This window comes from Glaesserella australis, from assembly GCF_003260095.1.
GTDB classification, from domain to species: domain Bacteria; phylum Pseudomonadota; class Gammaproteobacteria; order Enterobacterales; family Pasteurellaceae; genus Glaesserella; species Glaesserella australis.
Genome location: NZ_PTPX01000015.1, coordinates 1 through 22,823, shown reverse-complemented (window position 1 = coordinate 22,823; position 22,823 = coordinate 1). Strand labels below are relative to the sequence as shown.

22 protein-coding genes are annotated in these 22,823 nt (G+C 41.0%); 12 read left to right on the top strand and 10 right to left on the bottom strand.

The features are described 5' to 3' along the window. Positions 1–17 precede the first annotated feature (17 nt). Positions 18–737, top strand: a complete 720-nt coding sequence (gene deoD / locus C5N92_RS08175; RefSeq protein WP_111750359.1) for a purine-nucleoside phosphorylase — start codon at positions 18–20, stop codon at positions 735–737. Positions 738–813: 76 nt separating this feature from the next. Here the strand turns inward: deoD and C5N92_RS08170 are convergent, their stop codons facing one another. Together C5N92_RS08170 and yidC are read right to left on the bottom strand one after the other, a co-directional pair. Next, a complete protein-coding gene (locus C5N92_RS08170) occupies positions 814–1,278 on the bottom strand; it encodes a YchJ family protein (RefSeq protein ID WP_111750358.1) in 465 nt (154 codons plus the stop codon). A 103-nt stretch (positions 1,279–1,381) separates the two neighbouring features. Next, positions 1,382–3,025, bottom strand: a complete 1,644-nt coding sequence (gene yidC, locus C5N92_RS08165) for a membrane protein insertase YidC (protein ID WP_111750369.1) — start codon at positions 3,023–3,025, stop codon at positions 1,382–1,384. A 350-nt stretch (positions 3,026–3,375) separates the two neighbouring features. Between yidC and tatA the strand changes: the two genes are divergently transcribed. From tatA to hemB, 4 genes are all read left to right on the top strand, one after another. Beyond that, a complete protein-coding gene (gene tatA / locus C5N92_RS08160; protein ID WP_111750357.1) occupies positions 3,376–3,600 on the top strand; it encodes a Sec-independent protein translocase subunit TatA in 225 nt (74 codons plus the stop codon). 3 nt (positions 3,601–3,603) lie between these two features. Further along, on the top strand, positions 3,604–4,164 hold the full coding sequence (gene tatB, locus C5N92_RS08155) for a Sec-independent protein translocase protein TatB (protein WP_111750356.1): 561 nt from the start codon (positions 3,604–3,606) through the stop codon (positions 4,162–4,164). Then, the gene (gene tatC, locus C5N92_RS08150; protein WP_111750355.1) at positions 4,154–4,900 is read left to right on the top strand and encodes a twin-arginine translocase subunit TatC; all 747 of its coding nucleotides are present in this window, start codon (positions 4,154–4,156) and stop codon (positions 4,898–4,900) included. The genes tatB and tatC overlap by 11 nt, the downstream gene beginning before the upstream one ends. A gap of 88 nt (positions 4,901–4,988) precedes the next feature. Next, complete coding sequence (hemB, locus tag C5N92_RS08145; protein WP_111750354.1) at positions 4,989–6,014, top strand: porphobilinogen synthase; 1,026 nt, start codon at positions 4,989–4,991, stop codon at positions 6,012–6,014. A gap of 98 nt (positions 6,015–6,112) precedes the next feature. Here hemB and glmS read toward each other — a convergent pair whose 3' ends face one another. Together glmS and C5N92_RS08135 are read right to left on the bottom strand one after the other, a co-directional pair. Then, the gene (glmS, locus tag C5N92_RS08140) at positions 6,113–7,945 is read right to left on the bottom strand and encodes a glutamine--fructose-6-phosphate transaminase (isomerizing) (RefSeq protein WP_111750353.1); all 1,833 of its coding nucleotides are present in this window, start codon (positions 7,943–7,945) and stop codon (positions 6,113–6,115) included. 97 nt (positions 7,946–8,042) lie between these two features. Further along, positions 8,043–8,801, bottom strand: coding sequence for a DeoR/GlpR family DNA-binding transcription regulator (locus C5N92_RS08135; RefSeq protein ID WP_111750368.1), 759 nt, complete (start codon positions 8,799–8,801; stop codon positions 8,043–8,045). 272 nt (positions 8,802–9,073) lie between these two features. Between C5N92_RS08135 and rnr the strand changes: the two genes are divergently transcribed. Then, positions 9,074–11,440, top strand: coding sequence for a ribonuclease R (gene rnr / locus C5N92_RS08130; protein ID WP_111750352.1), 2,367 nt, complete (start codon positions 9,074–9,076; stop codon positions 11,438–11,440). 69 nt (positions 11,441–11,509) lie between these two features. Here the strand turns inward: rnr and C5N92_RS08125 are convergent, their stop codons facing one another. The 6 genes from C5N92_RS08125 to C5N92_RS08100 form a co-directional block, all read right to left on the bottom strand. Beyond that, a complete protein-coding gene (locus tag C5N92_RS08125; RefSeq protein WP_111750351.1) occupies positions 11,510–14,374 on the bottom strand; it encodes a valine--tRNA ligase in 2,865 nt (954 codons plus the stop codon). Next, entirely contained in the window at positions 14,375–14,743 is a 369-nt protein-coding gene (locus C5N92_RS08120) for a hypothetical protein (protein ID WP_219819292.1), read from the bottom strand. It lies immediately after the preceding gene. Positions 14,744–14,988: 245 nt separating this feature from the next. After that, positions 14,989–15,726, bottom strand: a complete 738-nt coding sequence (locus C5N92_RS08115) for a Fic family protein (protein WP_111750349.1) — start codon at positions 15,724–15,726, stop codon at positions 14,989–14,991. Positions 15,727–15,792: 66 nt separating this feature from the next. After that, entirely contained in the window at positions 15,793–16,311 is a 519-nt protein-coding gene (locus C5N92_RS08110) for a GNAT family N-acetyltransferase (protein WP_111750348.1), read from the bottom strand. Between the two features lie 33 nt (positions 16,312–16,344). Next, positions 16,345–17,109: an ADP-ribosylglycohydrolase family protein gene (locus tag C5N92_RS08105; RefSeq protein ID WP_111750347.1), complete on the bottom strand. Its 765-nt coding sequence runs from the start codon at positions 17,107–17,109 to the stop codon at positions 16,345–16,347. A gap of 26 nt (positions 17,110–17,135) precedes the next feature. Continuing rightward, positions 17,136–17,573, bottom strand: a complete 438-nt coding sequence (locus tag C5N92_RS08100; protein WP_111750346.1) for a DNA polymerase III subunit chi — start codon at positions 17,571–17,573, stop codon at positions 17,136–17,138. 233 nt (positions 17,574–17,806) lie between these two features. Between C5N92_RS08100 and lysM the strand changes: the two genes are divergently transcribed. From lysM to cysE, 6 genes are all read left to right on the top strand, one after another. Beyond that, on the top strand, positions 17,807–18,247 hold the full coding sequence (gene lysM / locus C5N92_RS08095) for a peptidoglycan-binding protein LysM (RefSeq protein WP_111750345.1): 441 nt from the start codon (positions 17,807–17,809) through the stop codon (positions 18,245–18,247). 218 nt (positions 18,248–18,465) lie between these two features. Next, positions 18,466–19,764 (top strand): trigger factor, encoded by a 1,299-nt coding sequence (tig, locus tag C5N92_RS08090; RefSeq protein WP_111750344.1) that lies wholly within the window; start codon positions 18,466–18,468, stop codon positions 19,762–19,764. Between the two features lie 97 nt (positions 19,765–19,861). Further along, on the top strand, positions 19,862–20,314 hold the full coding sequence (locus tag C5N92_RS08085) for a rhodanese-like domain-containing protein (protein WP_111750343.1): 453 nt from the start codon (positions 19,862–19,864) through the stop codon (positions 20,312–20,314). Between the two features lie 27 nt (positions 20,315–20,341). Continuing rightward, positions 20,342–20,842, top strand: coding sequence for a protein-export chaperone SecB (gene secB / locus C5N92_RS08080; RefSeq protein WP_111750342.1), 501 nt, complete (start codon positions 20,342–20,344; stop codon positions 20,840–20,842). A 64-nt stretch (positions 20,843–20,906) separates the two neighbouring features. Further along, the gene (gene gpsA / locus C5N92_RS08075; RefSeq protein ID WP_111750341.1) at positions 20,907–21,917 is read left to right on the top strand and encodes an NAD(P)H-dependent glycerol-3-phosphate dehydrogenase; all 1,011 of its coding nucleotides are present in this window, start codon (positions 20,907–20,909) and stop codon (positions 21,915–21,917) included. Positions 21,918–21,919: 2 nt separating this feature from the next. Then, positions 21,920–22,738 carry a serine O-acetyltransferase gene (gene cysE, locus C5N92_RS08070; RefSeq protein ID WP_111750340.1) on the top strand — a complete coding sequence of 273 codons (819 nt, stop codon included), beginning with the start codon at positions 21,920–21,922 and terminating at the stop codon, positions 22,736–22,738. Positions 22,739–22,823 lie beyond the last annotated feature (85 nt).

Genomic DNA, 22,823 nt, shown 5'->3' with positions numbered 1-22,823 from the left:
CAAAGAGGAACAACAAAATGACTCCACATATTAACGCGCCTGCTGGTGCATTCGCCGATGTAGTTTTAATGCCAGGTGACCCACTTCGTGCAAAATATATCGCAGAAACTTTCTTAGAAAACGCAGAACAAGTGACCAACGTACGTAATATGTTTGGTTACACAGGGACTTACAAAGGTCGCCGTATCTCTATTATGGGCCACGGTATGGGTATTCCATCCTGTTCAATCTATGCAAAAGAACTTATTACTGAATACGGTGTGAAAAAAATTATCCGTGTAGGTTCTTGTGGTGCAGTACGTCAAGATGTGAAATTACGTGAAGTCGTTATTGGCGTAGGTGCGTGTACTGATTCTAAAGTAAACCGTATGCGCTTTAAAGATCACGATTTTGCTGCGATTGCCGATTTTGAAATGACCGCAGCTGCAGTACAAGCAGCAAAAGAGAAAGGCATTAACGTTCGTGTAGGTAACTTATTCTCGGCAGATCTTTTCTATACGCCAGATCCATCTATGTTTGACGTGATGGAAAAATACGGTATTTTAGGCGTAGAAATGGAAGCAGCAGGTATCTACGGTGTAGCAGCTGAATTTGGTGCAAAAGCATTAACTATTTGTACCGTGTCAGATCATATCCGTACTCATGAGCAAACAACAGCAGAAGAGCGTCAATTAACATTCAATGAAATGATTGAAATCGCTTTAGAGTCTGTTTTAATTGGCGATAAACAAGCTTAACAAGCGGTAGAATCTAAGTAATTTTTTACAAAACCTCAGTTTATCTGAGGTTTTTTATTAGATAGATCTGAGCTGATTACAAGAAAGCACCACAACAATGTTTAAACTTCTTCCCTGAGCCACAAACACAAGGTTGCTTCATTGTTGGCAACGGCACGGTCGGATCGACAAAATACCAACGCCCATCAATTTTAACGAATAATGATAATTCGTGGTGGGCTTGTTTGCCTTCTTCTGTTTCAAAATAAGCCTTAAATTCAACCATACTATGAATTTTACTGATCGCTGGCTTATGCGAAATAATCTCTAAACCTGCCCATTTTGTTGTTTCGCCCCATGTCTTCATTGCTACTTGGTCAAGTAAGGCTTGTTGGCTAGGTACTGTCGTTTTCACAATATAGTCTATATTGACTTGCGTATAAGCAGAATAACGTGAACGCATCAACTGTTCTGCAGTAGTTGGCAATTGCTCACCAAGATGAAACGGTTGGCAACAGTGGCTATAGGGCTGATTTGATTGGCAAGGGCAAAGATTTGACATAAGTTATTTTGTATCAAATTGGTAAAAAACGAAAGAAATGTGACCGCTTGTCTTATTAAAAGGGCGAACACATTGGTTCGCCCTAAAAGATATTCACTCTAGATTATTTTTTTACACGAGTGTGTAAACCTTTTTTCTCTAAGTTACGGTAGATTAACCATTGTTGTGCGATGGTAATCAAGTTAGAGGTTAACCAGTAAAGCACTAAGCCTGACGGGAACCATAAGAAGAACACGGTAAACATCACTGGCATAAAGTTCATCACTTTTTGTTGCATTGGGTCAGCCACTGGTGTTGGCGACATTTTTTGCAACAAGTACATTGAACCACCCATTAAGAGTGGGAAAATGTAGTATGGATCTTGTGCCGATAAGTCTTGAATCCAGCCAAAGAACGGTGCGTGACGTAATTCTACCGCTTCCATAAAGGTCCAATACAATGCGATGAAGATTGGCATTTGTAAAAGAATTGGTAAGCAACCGCCCATTGGGTTTACTTTTTCTTCTTTATAAAGCTTCATCATCTCTTGGCTCATACGTTGACGGTCGTCTCCGAAACGTTCACGCATCTCTTGAATACGTGGTTGTAACATACGCATTTTCGCCATTGAGGTATATTGAGCTTTGGTGAGTGGATAAAGGATTGTTTTCACCACAATCGTTACACCAATAATTGCTAAACCCCAGTTAGAAACAATACTTTGGATAAAGGTCAGTAACCAGAACAATGGTTTGGCAATAAACCACGCCCAACCGTAATCCACAGTTAAGTCAAAGTTATTTGCTGCTTTTGCCATTGCTGCTTGATCTTTCGGTCCTGTCCATAAATGGCTGGTAATGGTTGCTTCGCTATTTGGTGCAACTTGTGTCACCGGTCCACGATAGCCAATAGTACCTACACCATTTGCGGTGCGAGTATAAAGGTTATTCTCAGCATCTTGGTTTGGAATCCATGCAGAAACGAAATAGTGCTGTAAAATTGCCGCCCAACCTGCTTTAGTATCAACTGATAAGTTCGCTTTAGTCATTTCTTCAAAACTATATTTTTTATAGTTCACTTCAGAAGATGAATAAGCACCACCTGTATAAGTTGGCATCGCAAAGTTGCCCGCGCTTTCTACTAAAGAGTGTTTAATCTGACCATAAGGTTGTACTTCTAATGTCGCAGCTGTGCTGTTTTTGATATGGTAATCTACCGCGATATCATAGCTACCACGTTTTAAGGTAAACGTTTTAGTATAAACCACGCCATCTTTTTCAAAGGTTAATGGCACAGAAACTTCATTTTGTCCTTCTGCTAAAGCAAATTTATCTGCTGTCGTTTGATATTGTGCACGTCCTGCATTGGTATCAATACCGTTTTTACCGACTAATCCACTTTGTGCCACATAAGTTACTTTTTCATTATCTTGTAACAAAGCAAATGGCGTATTGGAATTTAATTCTGCGTTGTATTTTAATAAGTCAGAATCAACAACATCACCACCTAAAGTATCCACGGTTAAACGCAACACATCGGTTTCAATGGTAATAGTTTTCCCTTTTGTTGATTGCTCATTAATCGTTGTTGAATTAGATGAAGCGGGTACATCGCCCGATTGATTTGCAACTTGTTGTGTTTGAGCTTGTTGAGCCATTGCTTGTTTTTGAGCCTGAATTTCAGGATCGTAATCCTGTTGCCATTGCGTAAAAATCAAGAACGAGACAAGCAACAAACCCATAATCAGTAAACTACGGTTTGAGTTCATTTTTGGTTCTCTGTGGTTAAAGTGAAGTGGAAAATCCCACCATGGAAAAGCACGCATTTTAATATAGGATGGCAAACTATCCAACGCCTTTTGTCATATCTAGATTGGATTTTTCGATAAATTTGCGAAAAAGTGGAATTACTTCACATTTTATCTGTTTAAAAGATGAAAAAATCATCAACACATCAAAATAACATCATGCCATGAAGTAAAATAGTGTGACAAAACGCACATTTCGGAGAATTACTTCTTTTTTCTTTAGTCGAAATTCGACAAAATAAGTGCCATTGCGCTGGAAAAATCGTATAATCAAGACGATTTTATTTTCACTTTTATAAGAGGTACACACAATGGGTGGTATTAGTATTTGGCAATTAGCCATTATCGTTTTACTTGTCGTTTTATTATTCGGAACAAAAAAATTGCGTAGCTTAGGTTCAGACTTAGGTGAATCCGTAAAAGGTTTCAAAAAAGCAATGAACGATGACAAAGCAAAAGATGCTGAGTTTGAAAAAGTAGAACAAAAACAAGCTGAATCTACTGAACAAAAAGCAAAAGACAAAGAGCAGGCATAATCCGTGTTTGATATAGGTTTTTCTGAATTAGTTTTAGTCTTTATTGTGGGCTTAGTGGTACTAGGCCCTAAACGCCTGCCGATTGCAATTAGAACAGTAATGGGTTGGGTACGTACTATTCGTGGGTTGGCTGCAAATGTTCAAAATGAACTTTCCCAAGAGTTAAAATTGCAAGAGTTGCAAGAAAGTATTAAGAAAGCAGAAGAACTAAACTTAAGCAAGTTATCCCCAGAATTAAGCAAAACCGTAGAAGAACTCAAACAGTCTGCACAAAAAATGCAAGAAAATTTGGATTCGGCAAAAGGGCAAATTGAAAGTCTCACACAAGAACAAGTGAATGACATTCAAAGCAAAATTGAGCAAGAGAGCCAACAACTTTCTGCGAATGCCGAATCACAAAAAACAGAGCAAAAAGAACCGCTTGCAGAGCAAGAACTTTCCGCAGATAAAATTGCGGAACTTGCAGAAGCAGATGAAGATAAATTGATGGCGTATTATCCGCCTGATGATGATCTTGCAGCAGTTGAACCGCAAGCGAAACAGGATAAACAGCATGTCAGTTGAAGAATCTCAACCCCTGATTACTCATTTAGTTGAACTGCGTAACCGCTTGTTAAAAGCGGTTATTTGCGTTTTAATCGTGTTTTGTGCCTTAGTTTATTGGGCAAACGATATTTACTCCTTACTGGCAAGCCCATTGACTGAACGCTTACCAGAAGGCGCAACGATGATTGCAACCAATGTCGTCACGCCGTTTTTTACCCCAATTAAATTGACGGCAATTGTGGCGGTGTTTGTTTCAGTACCTTATATTTTGTATCAAGTTTGGGCATTTGTTGCTCCTGCTTTATATAAACATGAGAAAAGATTAGTTTATCCGCTCTTAATCTCTAGCTCTATTCTATTTTACATCGGTGTAGCCTTCGCCTATTACGTGGTTTTCCCACTTATTTTTGGTTTTTTAACCCAAACCGCCCCAGAAGGCGTAGTAATGGCAACAGACATCAATAGCTATTTAGATTTTATCCTAACAATCTTTTTAGCTTTTGGCGTGTGTTTTGAAGTGCCTGTCGCGATCATTTTACTCTGTTGGTCTGGTATAACGACTGCAGAGAGTTTAAGAGAAAAACGCCCTTATATTATCGTGGGAGCCTTTGTGATTGGTATGTTACTTACCCCACCTGATATGTTCTCTCAAACATTACTTGCCGTACCAATGTGTCTATTGTTTGAAGTTGGTGTCATTGTCTCTCGCTTTTATCAACCGAAAGATGATGAAACAGAAGCAACACATTCATAAGAAAGCGGACGCTCACTGCGTCCCTTTTACCTTTATATACGCTTACAAGCGGTCACATTTCTGACATTTTTTGCAAATAGGATTTTATATGACTCAATATCTTTCTACTTCATTTCCAACTCGCCGTCCACGCCGTTTACGTAAACATGATTTCAGTCGTCGTCTTGTCGCAGAAAATACGCTCACCGCAAGTGATCTAATTTACCCTGTCTTTGTGATTGAAGGCGAAAATCAAAGAGTAAAAGTGCCTTCTATGCCAGGTGTTGAACGCCTAACGATCGATCAACTGCTGATTGAAGCCGAACTTTTAGTGAAATATGGCGTGCCTGTTATTGCCCTTTTCCCTGTTGTTGGAGAGAGCAAAAAATCATTAATGGCAGAAGAAGCTTACAACCCTGAAGGTTTAGCACAACGTGCAGTACGAGCATTAAAACAAGCTTTTGGTGAAAAATTAGGGGTGATGACGGATGTTGCCCTTGACCCATTCACGACACACGGACAAGATGGCATCATTGATGAAGAAGGCTATGTACTAAACGATATCACCACTGAAGTGCTTATTAAACAAGCCCTTTCTCACGCACAAGCAGGGGCGGATATTGTTGCACCAAGTGATATGATGGATGGACGTATTGGCGCAATCCGCCAAGCCCTTGAACAACACGGTTTTATCAACACTCAGATTATGGCTTATTCTGCTAAATATGCGTCCAACTACTATGGGCCTTTCCGTGATGCCGTTGGTTCTGCGGGTAACTTGAAAGGGGGAAATAAGAAAACTTACCAACTCGACCCTGCAAATGGTAATGAAGGCTTACATGAAGTTGCCCTTGATATTCAAGAAGGTGCAGATATGGTCATGGTAAAACCAGGTATGCCATATTTAGATTTAGTTTATCGTGTTAAAGAAACCTTTGGTGTACCAACCTTTGCTTACCAAGTCTCAGGTGAATATGCCATGCATATGGCTGCAATTCAAAACGGCTGGCTCAAAGAAAAAGAGTGTATTATAGAATCATTACTCTGTTTCAAACGTGCAGGTGCTGATGGTATTTTGACCTATTTTGCGAAGCAAGTAGCTGAATGGCTGTATTTAGAACACTCTGAAAAATAGAAATCACAAGGCTGAATTTATAATTCAGCCTTATTATTCCAATATCAGCATTAGAAAAAAGTGGCACATTAATAGATATGTGCCACTTTTTTGGAAGGTTATTCTACTGTTACAGATTTCGCTAAGTTACGAGGTTGATCCACATCAGTACCTTTAATTAAAGCAACATGATATGACAATAATTGTAATGGTACTGCGTAGAAAATTGGTGCTGTAACATGGTCAACTTTCGGGAAAGTTAATACCGTATAGCCTTCTTGTGTACTAAAGCCCGCTTCACTATCCGCAAACACATACATTTGACCGCCACGTGCACGTACTTCTTCGATATTTGATTTCACTTTTTCAAGTAAATCATTCTCTGGTGCAACCACAATCACTGGCATATCCGAATCAATTAACGCTAATGGCCCGTGTTTTAATTCCCCTGCCGCATAAGCCTCTGCGTGAATATAAGAGATCTCTTTTAATTTCAACGCCGATTCCATTGCGATTGGGTAGAACTCGCCACGACCTAAGAATAAGGTATGGTGTTTCTCCGCAAAATCTTCAGAGAGTTTTTCGATCTCTTTATCAAACACTAAGGCACTTTCAATTTGAGCTGGCAAGCGTTGTAATGATTTTACGATTTCTGCTTCTTGCTCTGCCGATACATTACCTTTTAAACGACCTAATGCCGCTGTTAAAAGCAATAAACAAGTTAATTGCGTGGTAAAGGCTTTTGTTGAAGCAACGCCCACTTCTACCCCTGCACGTGTCATAAAGGCAAAATCGGATTCACGGACTAATGATGAACTTGCCACATTACAAATCGTCATTGCTGCCATAAAGCCCGATTCTTTGGCTAAACGTAATGCCGCTAAGGTATCCGCTGTTTCGCCCGATTGTGAGATAGTGACAAGTAAACTATTTGGGCGTGTCACAAATTTGCGATAACGAAATTCTGACGCAATTTCCACATCACAAGCGACACCTGCAATAGATTCAAACCAGTAACGAGCCACCATACCTGCGTTATATGAAGTACCACAAGCAACAATTTGAATATGCTCAACTTTTTTCAAAATGGCTTCAGCATTATTGCTGATCGCTTCAATATTCACTTTTCCGTTAGTAATACGTCCTTCAAGGGTATTCATAATCGCCACTGGCTGTTCAAAAATCTCTTTTTGCATATAGTGACGATATTGACCTTTATCTGCCGCATCAGACTCAAAGTTACCCTCGTGAATCTCACGTTCTACTTTCTCGCCTGCACGGTTATAAATATCTACGGTACGACGGGTAATCTCAGCTACATCACCTTCTTCAAGATAGATAAAACGGCGGGTAACACTTAACAACGCAAGCGGGTCGGAAGCAAGGAAATTTTCCCCTACGCCTAAACCGATAACTAATGGACTACCTGAGCGTGCAACGACTAAATGTTCTGGCTCATCTTGGTTCATCACCACTGTACCATAAGCACCACGCAACTGTTTCACCGCTTTTTTGACAGCTTCAAGCAGATTTGGGGTGGTACGGAATTCCCACTCAACCAAATGGGCGATCACTTCGGTATCCGTTTGAGATTGAAACACATAGCCACGTTGTTGTAACTCAGCGCGCAATTCTTCGTAGTTTTCAATAATACCGTTATGCACCACCGCAATTTTACCTGAACGGTGTGGGTGAGCATTGGTTTCTGATGGCTCACCGTGAGTCGCCCAGCGGGTATGGGCAATCCCTGTACCACCTAAAAGTGGGTTTGCTTCAATCGCTTCGTCTAAGAATTTCACTTTACCTACACGGCGAACGACTTGCATATTGTGATCAGCATTTAAGACTGCAACCCCAGCCGAGTCATAACCACGATATTCTAAACGGTGTAAGCCATCGACTAAAATTTCTGCTACATCACGTTGTGCTACTGCACCGACAATTCCACACATAAATTTGCTTTCCTATGTTATTGGTTAAATTAAGATTTGTTTCATTATTCATTCCCCTTTGAAAAAGGGGGAAGTATTTTTCCTTTGGAACAGATACTTACTTCGCAATAATCACCTCAATCCCTAGTCCTTCAATCTGTGCTTTTACATAAGGATCGAGCTGATCATCCGTAATAAGTTTATGAATTTTTTGCCATTCCAACTCAAGATTAGGCATTTTACGTCCGATTTTTTGGGATTCGATTAATACAATCACTTCCCGTGAAACCTCTGCCATCACTTGACTTAAACCAACAAGCTCATTAAACGTTGTTGTGCCCCGCGCTAAATCTAAGCCGTCCGCCCCGATAAAGAGCTGATCAAAATCGTAAGAACGCAACACTTGCTCTGCGACTTTCCCCTGAAACGATTCCGAACGAACGTCCCACGTTCCGCCTGTCATCAAGACTGTTGGCTCACACTCAAGTGTTGTCAATTCGTTAGCAAGGCTAAGTGAGTTGGTCATCACCACCAAGCCCGATTGATGTAAGGCTTTGACTAATGCACCTGTTGTGCTACCACTATCAATGATAATGCGGTTATGGTCACGAATTTGGTTTGCGGCTGCTGTTGCAATGGCTAACTTTTGTTTCGAAAGATTTTCTTGTGAATCGTCAATTAAGTCCGAAGGCAACTTAATCGCACCACCATAACGGCGCAGTAAAAAACCGCTCTCTTCTAAAGCGGTCAGATCTTTGCGAATTGTTACTTCTGACGTTTCAAACAAGTGAGCTAGATGTTCAACACTGACTTCACCCTGCTCTTGTACGATATTGACGATCACTTGACGACGCTGTTGCGTGTTTCGTTTTGACACTTTAAGTTCCATTTATCTTTCGTTTCGTAAAAACTGGCGCATTATAAGAGAGTAAAATGAGGAAATAAAGGATTATTTATGATTTTTGAGCGATAAACAGGACAATTTGTGTTACTATCCTTAAAACGTTAATAGAAATCTGAATATGTTCGATTTTATTTACGTGTTATTGATTTTTAACCGAACTACATTTCCCAACCGTTATCTACGTCTGAACTTACATTTCAATAATAACAACAATAACTTATCTATTTTTATCAAGAGAAAGAATTATGATCGTTGATCCAAATTACCAACAAGAACTCGAGAAATACGAGAACCCCGTACCCAGTCGGGAATTTATTTTACAAACTATTCGGGATTATGACGCCCCTATGAGCAAAGAAGAGTTGCTTGAAGCGTTTCACCTTTATGATGAAGAACGCCAAGAAGCGATCCGCCGCCGTTTGCGTGCAATGGAAAATGACGGGCAGTTAGTTTTTACCAAGAAAAAACGCTATGCCCTGCCTGAAAAAATGGATCTCATCAAAGGCACGGTGATTGGTCATCGTGACGGCTATGGCTTTTTGCAAGTCGAGGGCGATGATGATTGGTTTATCCCCAATGGACAGATGATCCGTGTAATGCACGGCGATTTTGTGTTGGCACAGCCGAATGGTGTTGATCGCCGTGGGCGGAAAGAAGTTCGCATTGTGCGTGTGCTAGAAGCTCGTAAAAAGCAGATTGTCGGTCGCTTTTTCACCGAGTCGGGTATTAACTATGTTGTGCCTGATGATAGCCGTATCACGCACGATATTTTGATCCCCGAAGAACAGCGTTTAGGGGCAAGAATGGGGCAAGTGGTGGTGGTTGAATTGCAACCACGCAAAGCCGATTTCAAACGTCCTGTCGGTTTTATCACCGAAATTTTAGGCGATAATCTTGCACCCGGTATGGAAATTGAGATTGCCCTGCGTAATCACGATATTCCGCATATTTGGTCTGAGGGCGTTGAGAAGCAAGTGCGTCAATTTAGCGAAGAAGTGCCTGAAGAAGCCAAAATTGGACGGGTCGATCTGCGTGAGCTGCCGCTAGTTACCATTGACGGCGAGAGTGCTAGAGATTTTGATGATGCGGTGTTTTGCCAACGTGAAAATAACGGCTGGCGGTTGTGGGTGGCGATTGCTGATGTGAGCTACTATGTCCGTCCTAAAACGGCGTTGGATTTAGAAGCACAACAGCGTGGCAATTCGGTCTATTTCCCTAATCGTGTGATCCCGATGTTGCCTGAAGTGCTGTCGAACGGCTTATGTTCGCTCAATCCGCAGGTGGATAGGCTATGTTTGGTAGCGGAAATGAGCGTTTCTGATAAGGGCAAACTGCTTGGTTACAAATTCTATGAAGCGGTGATGAACTCCCACGCCCGTTTGACCTACACAAAAGTGTGGAAAATTCTTGAGGGTGATGAAGAATTGCGTCAGCGTTATTTCTACCTTGTGCCACATTTGGAAGAACTGCACGCAATGTACAAAGTGCTACTTGAGACCCGTCATCAACGTGGAGCGATTGAGTTTGAAACGGTCGAAAATCAGTTTATTTTCAACCCACCAGGACGCATTGAACGGATTGAGCCAGTGATCCGCAACGATGCTCACAAAATCATCGAAGAGTGTATGATTTTAGCCAACATTGCGTCTGCTCGTTTTGTGGAAGAAGTCGATGAACCGTCTCTGTTCCGTATTCACGCTCAGCCAAGTGAAGAAAAGCTCACCAGCTTCCGCACCTTTTTAAAAGAGTGTGGCTTGTTCCTTGACGGCGGCTTGCGACCAACGCCGAAAGACTACGCCGCCTTGCTCGACAAGGTGAAAGAACGTCCTGATGCCGAACTTATTCAAACAATGTTACTTCGCTCGCTCAAACAAGCGGTCTATTCCCCTGATAACGAGGGACATTTTGGCTTGGCACTAAGTGAATATGCTCACTTCACATCGCCGATCCGCCGTTACCCTGATTTGCTGTTACACCGTGCGATTAAGTATTTGATTGAAAAGGGAAAAGGCAACAAACGCCATTATACTGACGGTGGCGGTTATCACTATCAGCTTGATGATATGGACGTATTCGGCGAAAAATGCTCCGCCACCGAACGCCGTGCCGATGAAGCCACCCGAGAAGTTGCCGATTGGCTAAAATGCGAATATATGCAAGACCATATCGGCGAACAGTTTGACGGCGTGATTTCAAGTGTTACGGGCTTCGGCTTGTTCGTTAAACTCAACGAATTGCTGATTGACGGCTTAGTCCACATCTCCACCCTTGATAACGGCTACTACCACTTCGACAGCGACCGCCAGCGTTTGGTCGGCGAAAACGGCATAATCTACCGTTTGGGCGACCCAGTGAAAGTCAAAGTGATCGGCGTAAATCTTGACGACAAAAAAATCGATTTTGCCTTAATCACTAGCTTACGCAAAGCAAGGGGAGAGGGCAAAACGGCGAAGAAAAAAGCTAAATCCGAGAAAGGTAAAGCGGAGAAGCCTGTGTTTAAGGAAGTGAAAACGATAAAGGCTGAAAAGAAAAAAGAGAGAAGTAAAAAATCAAATAAAGAAACATCTGTAAAATCTAAGAAGAAAGTAACCGCTCGTAAGAAAAAAGAGTGAGAAACTGAAACATATTAGATAAGATAACAGAGTAAAAAAGTAGGCATTACGCCTACTTTTTAGTGTTTATTACAGTGCTTCAATCGCCTGATACTGCGCTTTCAACTTCTCAAGACCGTCTTGATACTCTTGCATTTTTTCACGCTCTTTAGCAATGACGGCTTCTGGCGCTTTTGCCACAAAGGCTTCGTTGCTGAGTTTACCTTCGATACGTTTGACTTCGCCGACGAATTTCTCGATCTCTTTATTCAAACGGGCAAGCTCGGCCTCTTTGTTGATAAAGCCAGCCATTGGCACTAACACTTCGATGTTGCCGACCAATTTCGCAACCGAAAGCGGTGCTTCTTCGCCTTGAGCAAGGGTTTGAACGCTGTCAAGTTTCGCCATTGCTTTTAACAAGCGGTCGTTTTCTGCAAGAATTTTGCAATGTTCGTCTGACACGTTACGCACCAAGAAGTCTAAGCCTTTGCTTGGGGCGATGTTGCATTCTGCACGAATGTTACGCACTGCCACGATCAACTCTTTCAGCCAGTTGATTTGCAATTCGGCTGTTTCGTCAATTTCACTTGCGTCAAATTTTGGGAACGGTTGCAACATAATGGTGTCGCCGTCCACGCCCGCAAAGCCTTTCACTTTCTGCCAGATTTCTTCCGTGATAAACGGAATAATCGGGTGAGCTAAACGCAATAATTTTTCTAACACACGCACAAGGGTTTGGCTTGCACCACGTTTTTGTGCGTCTGTGCCGTTGGCAAATACCGGTTTGGTTAATTCCAAATACCAGTCGCAGAATTGGTTCCACGTGAAATCATAAATCGCATTTGCCGCCAAGTCGAAACGGTATTGGCTTAAAGCATCACGGAACTCGCTCACGGTGCGGTTAAAGCTTGATTGGATCCAACGATCCGCCAAGCTATATTCCACATCGCCTGCGGAGAGATCTAATTTCTCGTTGGTTAAGACGAAACGGCTCGCATTCCATAACTTGTTACAGAAGTTGCGGTAGCCTTCCAAGCGTTTCATATCCCAGTTGATATCACGACCATTGCTCGCCAACGCAGCCAAGGTGAAACGCAATGCGTCCGTGCCGTGTGGGGCAATACCGTTCTCGAACTCTTTGCGAGTGGCTTTGGCAATTTTTTCCGCAAGCTGTGGTTGCATCATATTGCCCGTGCGTTTTTCAAGCAGATCTTCAAGGCTGATACCGTCAATCATATCAATCGGGTCTAACACGTTCCCTTTCGATTTCGACATTTTCTGTCCTTGCTCATCACGGATCAAGCCGGTGACATACACTGTTTTGAACGGTACTTGTGGCTTGCCGTTTTCATCTTTGATGAAGTGCATCGTAAACATAATCATACGAGCAACCCAGAAGAAGATGATGTCAAAACCGGTGATCAATACATCGGTTGGGTGGAACATTTTCAGTTCTTTGGTTTGCTCCGGCCAGCCAAGGGTTGAGAACGTCCATAAACCGGATGAGAACCACGTATCTAACACGTCTTCATCTTGTTTTAACGCTAAATCTGCCGGTAAGTTGTACTTCGTACGCACTTCCGCTTCATCTCGTGCCACATAAATGTTGCCCGCTTCATCGTACCACGCTGGAATACGGTGTCCCCACCATAATTGGCGAGAAATACACCAGTCTTGAATATCACGCATCCAAGAGAAGTAAAGGTTTTCATACTGTTTCGGCACAAATTGAATTTCGCCGTCTTCCACCGCTTTGGTTGCCACTTCGGCAAGCGGTTTCACGCTCACATACCATTGGTCTGTCAGCATTGGCTCAATCGGCACACCGCCACGGTCGCCATAAGGCACTTTCAAATCGTGCGGCTTGATTTCGTCTAATAAACCTAAAGCTTCAAAATCGGCAACGATCTTCTTACGTGCCGCAAAACGCTCTAAGCCTTGATAATCCGCTGGGATTTTCGCTTCATAAGTCGCTAACGGCTTGCCGTCCGTGCCGATAATTTCCGCTTCATCACGAATATCGGCATTTAAGGTCAGCACGTTTACCATTGGCAACTGGTGACGTTTACCGACTTCATAGTCGTTAAAGTCGTGAGCTGGGGTGATTTTTACCACGCCTGTACCGAATTCACGATCCACATAATCGTCCGCAATAATCGGGATTTCACGGTTCGCAAGCGGTAGGATCACAGTTTTGCCGATCAGCGATTGATAACGCTCATCTTCAGGGTGAACCGCTACTGCCGTATCGCCGAGCATCGTTTCAGGGCGTGTGGTCGCCACCACCAAATAATCTTTGCCGTCCGCCGTTTTCGCTCCGTTCGCTAACGGATAGCGGAAATGCCAAAGCGAGCCTTTGCTCTCTTTGTTTTCCACTTCAAGATCAGAAATCGCTGTGTGTAATTTCGGATCCCAGTTTACTAGGCGTTTGCCACGATAAATCAGGCTCTCTTCGTGCAAGCGAACAAAGACCTCTTTCACCGCATTAGACAGCCCCTCGTCCATCGTAAAACGCTCACGATCCCAGTCAATCGAGTTGCCTAAACGGCGCATTTGTTGCCCTATTGTGCCGCCCGAATAGGCTTTCCACTCCCAGATTTTATTGATAAACGCTTCACGTCCATAATCGTGGCGAGTTTTGCTCTCTTCCGCCGCAATTTTACGCTCCACGACCATTTGGGTTGCAATCCCTGCGTGGTCGGTTCCCGCTTGCCATAAGGTGTTGTTGCCTTCCATACGGTTAAAACGGATCAGCGTATCCATCAATGTCTGCTGGAATGCGTGCCCCATATGCAACGAGCCTGTCACATTCGGCGGTGGAATTGCGATACAGTAACTTGGAACATTCGGGTTCTCACTCGGCTTAAAATAGCCTTGTTCTTCCCAGTGTTTATAAAGTGCTTGTTCGACTGCTGATGAGTCGAAACGATCTGCCATTTCGAATTTTTGGGTCATTTATTTTTTCTCTTTTTGTTGAATGTTTCTATTTTTTTCAATTTCATATAATACGTACGCTGGTAATAGCACATATAATGTATTACTCCAAATTTTCATTTGTATAGATATAAAGTCTAAGGATGAGATTGTTATTAATATGCCTATTTGCATTGCTCCCATAAAGAAAAAGATAAACTTTACATCTAATGAATACTTATTTATATGACTAAACATAAATCCCAAACATACTACAGTAGCCAATGCAAAATCGAATAATATATTTTCTATGCCATCTAGTGATATATTTTTCGATAAAGGCATGTTACTCAATTTGTGAATAAACCACCCTTGAAGAGAGATAAATATAAATGAATTATATTCTGCCAACTTATTTGTAAATACTGGAAATTTTTTAAAACAAAGATAAACAAGTAGTACAGATAATGTTGTAAATATTAGCATTTAATTTATCTCCAATGGCACAAGCGTAGACGCTTGTACTACAAATCTTTTTTCAAGCGGTCTGCTTTTCGTAATTTTTTACAAAATTTTGCTTAAATCTTACCGCTTGTAACCCCACACGAGCCGTGTGGGGTTACGCATAGTTGAGCCACGCTGTGGCTCTTTAAATCTTACCGCTCTTCCAAAATCGCTAAATATCTTTTTAGCTCACTTAATTCATACTGGCTAATTAAGTTTAGTAAACTACTTACATCTTGCTGGTTTTTATGGAAATCATCAAAACATTGATAGTATTTTGCTCGGTCGGTAAATTTTATATCGACAGGTAAATAACCTTGCTTTAATAATTCAAAATTCAGTAATAATCGCCCTGTTCTTCCGTTACCGTCAATAAATGGGTGAATACTTTCAAAAGCTAAATGTAGCCAACTTATTGCTTCTAATGGGTGGCAAGAGGTAAGTTTTTGCTGATATTTTTCAATTAACAACGCCATTTCTTCTGCAATTAAATAGGGCGGTGTGGGTTCATTTTCTGCCCCTAAAATACGCACGGGAATACGGCGATATACGCCACGATTTTCCGCATTACTCATTAATACCAAAGAGTGAACATCTTTAATAGCTCGTTCAGTTAATGGTTCATTATTGGCAACTAATTCATAAATATAATTAAAAGCGTCTTTAAACCCGATAATATCTAAATGCTCTCGAATCGGTTTTTCAGCAATGGTAATGCCTTCTTTTAGAATTAATACCGTTTCTCGTAAAGTAATGGTATTGCCTTCAATTGCATTAGAATTATAGCTACTTTCAATAATAAATTCTTCACGCAAACGCTTTATTTCATCTACGGATAATGGGCGTAATTCAGATATTTTTTGTTTTAAATGTTCAATTTGAGCCAACATCTTTTATTCTACCTTTATAAATTATACCCAACCACTTTTGTTATTTTAAAACTTCTTCAGGTTTACTTATTTTTTCCTTAAGCAATTTATCAAAGTTTCATTTTTAAATCCCAACATCACCAAATCTTCAAAATGGGTTTCCATATCAGCAACTTGGGGGAGTTTTCCCCAAACTTCAAAGCCCATTTTATTCAGCAATCCTAAACTCTGTTCGTTATTACCAAACACAAAGGCAAGTAACGTATGCAGTTGATGATTCGGCATTTGTTCAATTAAGAAATTGACACACTGCTTGCCAATACCTTTACCGTGAACGGCTTTATCAAGGTAAAAGCTGATTTCCGCTGTACCATCATAGGCTTTTCGGGTATAAAATTGCGAATAACTGCACCACGCCACGATCTCGCCTTCTAACTCATATACCCAAATAGGATATTTAGGGTGATTTAAGTGATGCTCAAACCAATCTTGACGGCTTGATGTTGTCGCAGGTTCCAGATCGGCTGTCACCGTGCGACGCTCAATCACTTGATTATAAATTTCAAGGATTCGGGGCAATTCATTTTCTTTGGCTAAACGGAACATGTTGTTGATTATCCTTTATCTTGGGTGTCGATCCTATTTACTACAAGCCAGTAAAATATCCATCATCTCTTGCGTTAAAAAATAGGCTGCCGTTTGATGCATTTTATCTGGTAAAGGATAAAAAGCTTCAGCGATAGAACCTGCAATTGCTGCTAATGTGTCAGAATCACCCCCTAAAGAAACGGCTAGACGAATCGCATTTTCAAAACTATCCGCTTCTAAAAATGCAATAATAGCCTGTGGCACAGAGCCTTGGCAGCTTACATCAAACTGATAAACAGGGCGGATTTCATCACAAGTTTGGCTAAGGTCATAACCAAAATGCTGTTCAATAAAGGTTTTGATTGCCACTTTACTTGCACCTGTTCTTGCCAAGAAAATCGCTACAGCAACCGCTTGAGCGCCTTTTATACCCTCAGGGTGATTATGTGTAATCTCTGCAGATTGTTTAGCATAAGTTAAAACACTTTCCAAATCGTTACACAACCAACCGACAGCAGATACCCGCATTGCAGAACCATTGCCCCAGCTATTATAGGGTTGTGGATCATTATCTGGATCTAACCAATAATAAAAGGTGCCACCATAGCCAGCATCAGGATATTTATTACCCCATTTCCGCATTATCGTCACTAAATTATCTTGGAATCCACCAAGCGCCCATTCTGCTACGGCAACAGTACAGACGGTATCATCAGTAAAACGGCAATCCGCTGTAAATAATTGGAAATCGGTCGCTTTATAATTATGGTGTTCAAAACGTGAACCGACAATATCACCAAGTGCTGCGCCTAACATATTACTCTCCTATTAATCTAATAATCTTAAGCCTGTTCTGTGGTTAACTGCCAACCTAGCTGACGATATTGTTTATATCGTTCACGGGCTTGGGCTTTTTGGGTTTCATCAACAGGAACAAAATCTACTATCTGATTAAAACTGTTAATAAATTCGGGTAGCTCAATTTGTAGTGAAATCAATAAATCTCGACGCTGTGCGTTACGTTTGCCTTTCCAGGAGATCTCAATCGGCGTGGCGTAAGTGGTGATTTCACCTGATAAATTGTGTGGCACAAAATCATCGGCATTTCTTGCCCATAGGGCTTCATCAATATTGAGTGCCTGTTCTTCTGTTTCACAAGCGATAAGTACACGCTTGTTTTGTCGCCATGCGTTTGCGGCTAAATCGCAAGCAAGGGCTTCTTGGGCGGAGAGTTCGCCAATTTGAGTTTGACTCAATAAATAGAATTGTACCTGCTTCACGATCTACCTTTTTGCTCGAATATTTTAAACAAGAGATTGTAACGCAAATTCGTCTAAAATAATAGGAATTGCAAGCGGTCAGATTTGCAAAGTTTTTTACACATCTAACCGCTTGTACTTCATCTTTTTTATTATGATTTAAAAATGGTTGATGAACTTTATAAAAATAGATTACTCTAAGAGACGATTGAGTGCTTTACTCAAGGTTTTTCATTTTTAAGAGGACTTAAGCTATGGGTTTATTTGATTTTGCTGCCGATATTGGCAGAAAATTATTTAACAAAGAAGAAGATGCATCTAAAGCAGTAACAGATCATATTGCGGAAGACAATCCAGGTATTGAAAACCTAAACGTGACTGTAGAAGATGGTACCGCTAAAATTACAGGTGCAGCATCTACGGCAATTGCGATTGAAAAAGCGATTTTAATGGCGGGTAACGTTGCGGGTATTAACAATGTAAACATTGACGATGTCGTGATCAAAGAAGGTCAAATCGCAAGCGATGATGAGTTTTATGTGATTCAAAAAGGCGATACTTTGTGGGCTATTGCTGAAAAAGCGTATGGCAACGGAGCAAAATATAAAGCTATCGTTGAAGCGAATAAAGAAGTGATCAAACACGAAGATAAAATCTTCCCAGGTCAAAAAATTCGTATTCCAAAAGGTTTATAGTTTTTAGTAAAAAACGTAATAAAGAACGTATGGAGAGTGGGCAATCAACTCTCCATTTTTTTGCTTGAAATTTAATCTATTAAACTCACCGCTCCCGACTATCTGCTCTTCTCTCGTGAAAGTTCTCGACATTACATTGACAGATCGTTACAATTTCCGTCTATTTTTCTATCTGTATTTTAGATACCAAATCCTTTTTCAATTACTGAGGTTTAAGAATGTCAATTGCTATTGAAACATTAGAAGGCTTACAACGCCGTGTTACCGTTACCGTCGCAGCAGATAAAATTGAAGCGGCATACAAAGAACAATTAAAAGGCTATGCGAAAAACGCACGTGTCGATGGTTTCCGTAAAGGAAAAGTACCACACGCAATCATTGAACAACGTTTCGGTTTAGCGGCTCGTCAAGATGTGTTATCTGAAGAGATGCAACGTGCATTCTTTGATGTAGTGATCGCTGAAAAAATCAACCTTGCAGGTCGCCCAACATTCACTCCAAATAACTACCAACCAGGTCAAGATTTCTCTTTCACAGCAACTTTCGAAGTATTCCCAGAAGTTGAATTAAAAGGCTTAGAAAACATTGAAGTAGAAAAACCAGTGGTTGAAATCACCGAAGCTGATTTAGACAAAATGGTTGAAGTATTACGTAAACAACAAGCGACTTTTGCAGAAACAGCTGAAGCAGCAAAAGCAGATGACCGTGTAACAATCGACTTCATTGGCTCTGTTGATGGCGTTGAGTTTGAAGGCGGTAAAGCGTCTGACTTCGTGTTAGCAATGGGTCAAGGTCGTATGATCCCAGGCTTTGAAGAGGGTATCGTTGGTCACAAAGCAGGCGAGCAGTTCGACATTGATGTGACATTCCCAGAAGAATATCACGCTGAAAACTTAAAAGGTAAAGCAGCGAAATTCGCAATTACCTTGAAAAAAGTAGAAAACACGGTACTTCCTGAATTAACAGAAGCATTTGTGAAAAAATTTGGTTCAGCAAAAACTGTTGAAGAACTTCGTGCTGAAATCAAGAAAAATATGCAACGTGAGTTGAAAAATGCTTTAACTGCACGTGTGAAAAACCAAGTAATCAATGGCTTATTAGCGAACAACGATATCGAAGTACCTGCAGCAGCGGTAGCAGAAGAAGTTGATGTATTACGTCAGCAAGCGGTTCAACGTTTTGGCGGTAAACCAGAAATGGCAGCTCAATTACCAGCTGAATTATTTGAAGCAGACGCAAAACGCCGTGTTCAAGTAGGCTTATTGCTTTCAAGTGTGATCACATCTAACGAATTAAAAGTAGATGAAGATCGTGTGAAAGAAACCATTGCAGAGTTAGCATCAGCTTACGAACAACCAGCAGAAGTAGTTGAATACTACGCGAAAAATCCACGTTTAACTGATAATATCCGTAACGTTGTGTTAGAAGAACAAGCGGTTGAAGCAGTTCTTGCTAAAGCGAAAGTGACAGAAAAAGCATCTTCATTTGATGAAGTAATGGCTCAACAACAAGGCTAATTTCTCTATCTTTGTTAGGCACGCTTTGGCGTGCCTTATACTAAATGCAGTGACGTAAATCACTACTATCATTCATTTACATTTAGAGAACAAACCTATGGAACAACTCACTTTTGCAGAGCAACTTCAGCAATTCGTGGCTAACCATACTATTATGGTAGTGGCTTGGATTGCGTTAGTGATTGCTGTCGTTATTAACCTATATAAAGGTGCTACAAGTAAATTTAAAATTGTGGATAACGCTCAAGCAACCCAACTTATTAATAAAGAAGAAGCTGTACTTATTGATGTGCGTTCTGATGATGAATTCAGACACGGTCACATTATCGACAGTTTGCATTTAATTCCAAGCGAAATTAAAGCGAAGAAAATTCAATCCATCGAAAAACATAAAGACCATTCGGTCATTGTTGTTGATGCCAATGGGTTAAGCGCAAGTGGCTTAGCAAATGAACTCGTAAAACAAGGCTTTAACAAAGTTTATGTTTTAAAAGAAGGAATTGCTGGCTGGCGTGCAGCTAATTTACCGCTAGTGAAAAAACATAAATAATTCAATAAATTAAAATAAGGAATTACTATGGCTGAAGAAAATCAAGTTGCAGCAACAGAAGAGCAACAACAAACTCCATTTGAGATGCAAATCCAACGTATCTATATCAAAGATGTTTCTTTTGAAGCGCCTAATTTGCCACATATTTTTCATCAAGAGTGGAAGCCACAATTAGGTTTCGAGCTAGATACTGAAACACGTGAAGTTGGTGAAGATACCTATGAAGTGGTATTACACATTAATGTACAAACAACGTTAGAAGATAGCAACGATGTTGCATTTATCTGTGAAGTTAAACAAGCAGGTGTGTTTACAATTAAAGGCTTAGAAGGTATTCAATTAGCACATTGCTTAGCGTCTCAATGTCCAAATGTATTATATCCTTACGCACGTGAATTAATTTCAAGCTTAGTGAATCGTGGTACATTCCCAGCACTAAATCTTTCACCTGTGAATTTTGATGCATTGTTTATGGACTATTTAGAGCGTCAACAAGCAGAAAGTGGTGAAACTCCAGCAGTTAACTAATTGTTTTCATCAATAAACATAGGTATGCTAAGGCATACCTATTTTTTTAGCTAGCATATCGAAAATGAGTACAGTATATACCGCCCCCGTAACCGTATTAGGCGCAGGTTCCTATGGCACAGCACTCGCTATAGCGCTTTCTCGTAATGGTCATAAAACCTATTTATGGGGACATAATCCGCAAAAAATGAAACAAATGGCAGAAACTCGAATAAATCAAGAGTTTTTGCCCGATATTGTTTTCCCAGAAGCCTTAGAAATAGAAAGCGATTTAGCCCAAGCCTTGCATAAAGCGAAGGATATTTTAATTGTTGTCCCAAGCCATGTATTTTCTGATGTCTTACAGCAGATTCAGCCATTACTGAAAGATGATCATCGTATCATGTGGGCAACAAAAGGCTTAGAGCGAGATACGGGGCGACTATTACAAGATGTTGCTTTGCAAATTTTAGGACAAAACCACCCGCTTGCAGTCTTATCAGGGCCTACATTTGCAAAAGAATTAGCCCAAGGCTTACCGACAGCGATTTCTCTTGCATCAGATAATCCCCAGTTTGCTGATGAGATGCAACAGCGGATCCATTGCTCAAAAGCGTTCCGAGTCTATCTCAATAGTGATATGGTGGGCGTACAACTTGGCGGTGCAATTAAAAACGTAATTGCTATTGGTGCAGGTGTTTCAGATGGCATGGGATTCGGAGCAAATGCTCGCACAGCCTTGATCACGAGAGGTTTAGCGGAGATAAGCCGTTTAGGTGCATCATTGGGGGCAAATCCAACGACCTTTATGGGAATGGCAGGACTAGGTGATTTAGTACTTACTTGTACCGACAACCAATCTCGTAATCGACGTTTTGGCTTAATGCTTGGACAAGGGCGAAAAGCAGAAGATGCCATGGCAGAAATCGGACAGGTTGTCGAAGGGTTTTATAATACAAAAGAAGCCTATTTACTTGCGCAGCAGCAAGGTGTAGAAATGCCCATTGTAGAACAAATCTATCAAATGCTATTTTGTGGTAAACACGCGACGGACGTTGCTACAACATTATTAGGGCGTGAAAGAAAAGGAGAATAAGCATGACACATCAGCAGCTTGATCAAATTTGGCAAAATATTCGAGAAGAAGCAAAAGAGCTTGCTAATAGTGAGCCTATGCTTGCAAGTTTTTTCCATGCAACCATTCTTAAGCATCATCATTTAGGCGATGCTCTCAGCTACATTCTTGCCAATAAGCTTTCTAATGCCATTATGCCTGCGATTGCGTTAAAAGAGATAATAGAGGAAGCCTATCAAGCAGATCCGCAAATTATTATTAGCGCTGCTCATGATATTGATGCAGTTCGAACTCGAGATCCTGCTGTTGATAAGTGGAGTACACCACTGCTTTATCTAAAAGGTTATCATGCGTTACAAAGCTACCGTGTTACTCACTATCTTTGGAAACAAGGGCGTAAAGCCTTAGCCATCTATCTACAAAATGAAATCTCTGTGGCTTTTGATGTGGATATTCATCCTGCAGCACGTGTTGGCTGCGGTATCATGTTAGACCATGCAACAGGTATTGTTGTTGGTGAAACGGCTGTGATTGAAAATGATGTCTCGATCCTACAAGGTGTTACCCTTGGTGGAACAGGTAAAGAGCATGGCGATCGCCATCCCAAAATTCGTGAAGGAGTGATGATTGGGGCTGGAGCAAAAATTTTAGGTAATATTGAAATCGGACGTTATTCTAAAATTGGCGCAAATTCAGTAGTACTACAAGCTGTACCTGAATATGCCACTGCAGCAGGTGTTCCTGCTCGAATTATTGGACAGTCTCAACATCAAAAACCTGCTTTTGAAATGAATCAATATTTTGATGAAGCCCATGAAGGGATAAACGGAGATGGGATTTAATAAAATTAGGCATAGTAGACAAAATTGTTGCTGAACCGTCAAAAACTATGCCATGTGGACAAAATTGTTGCTAATGTTTATTTTT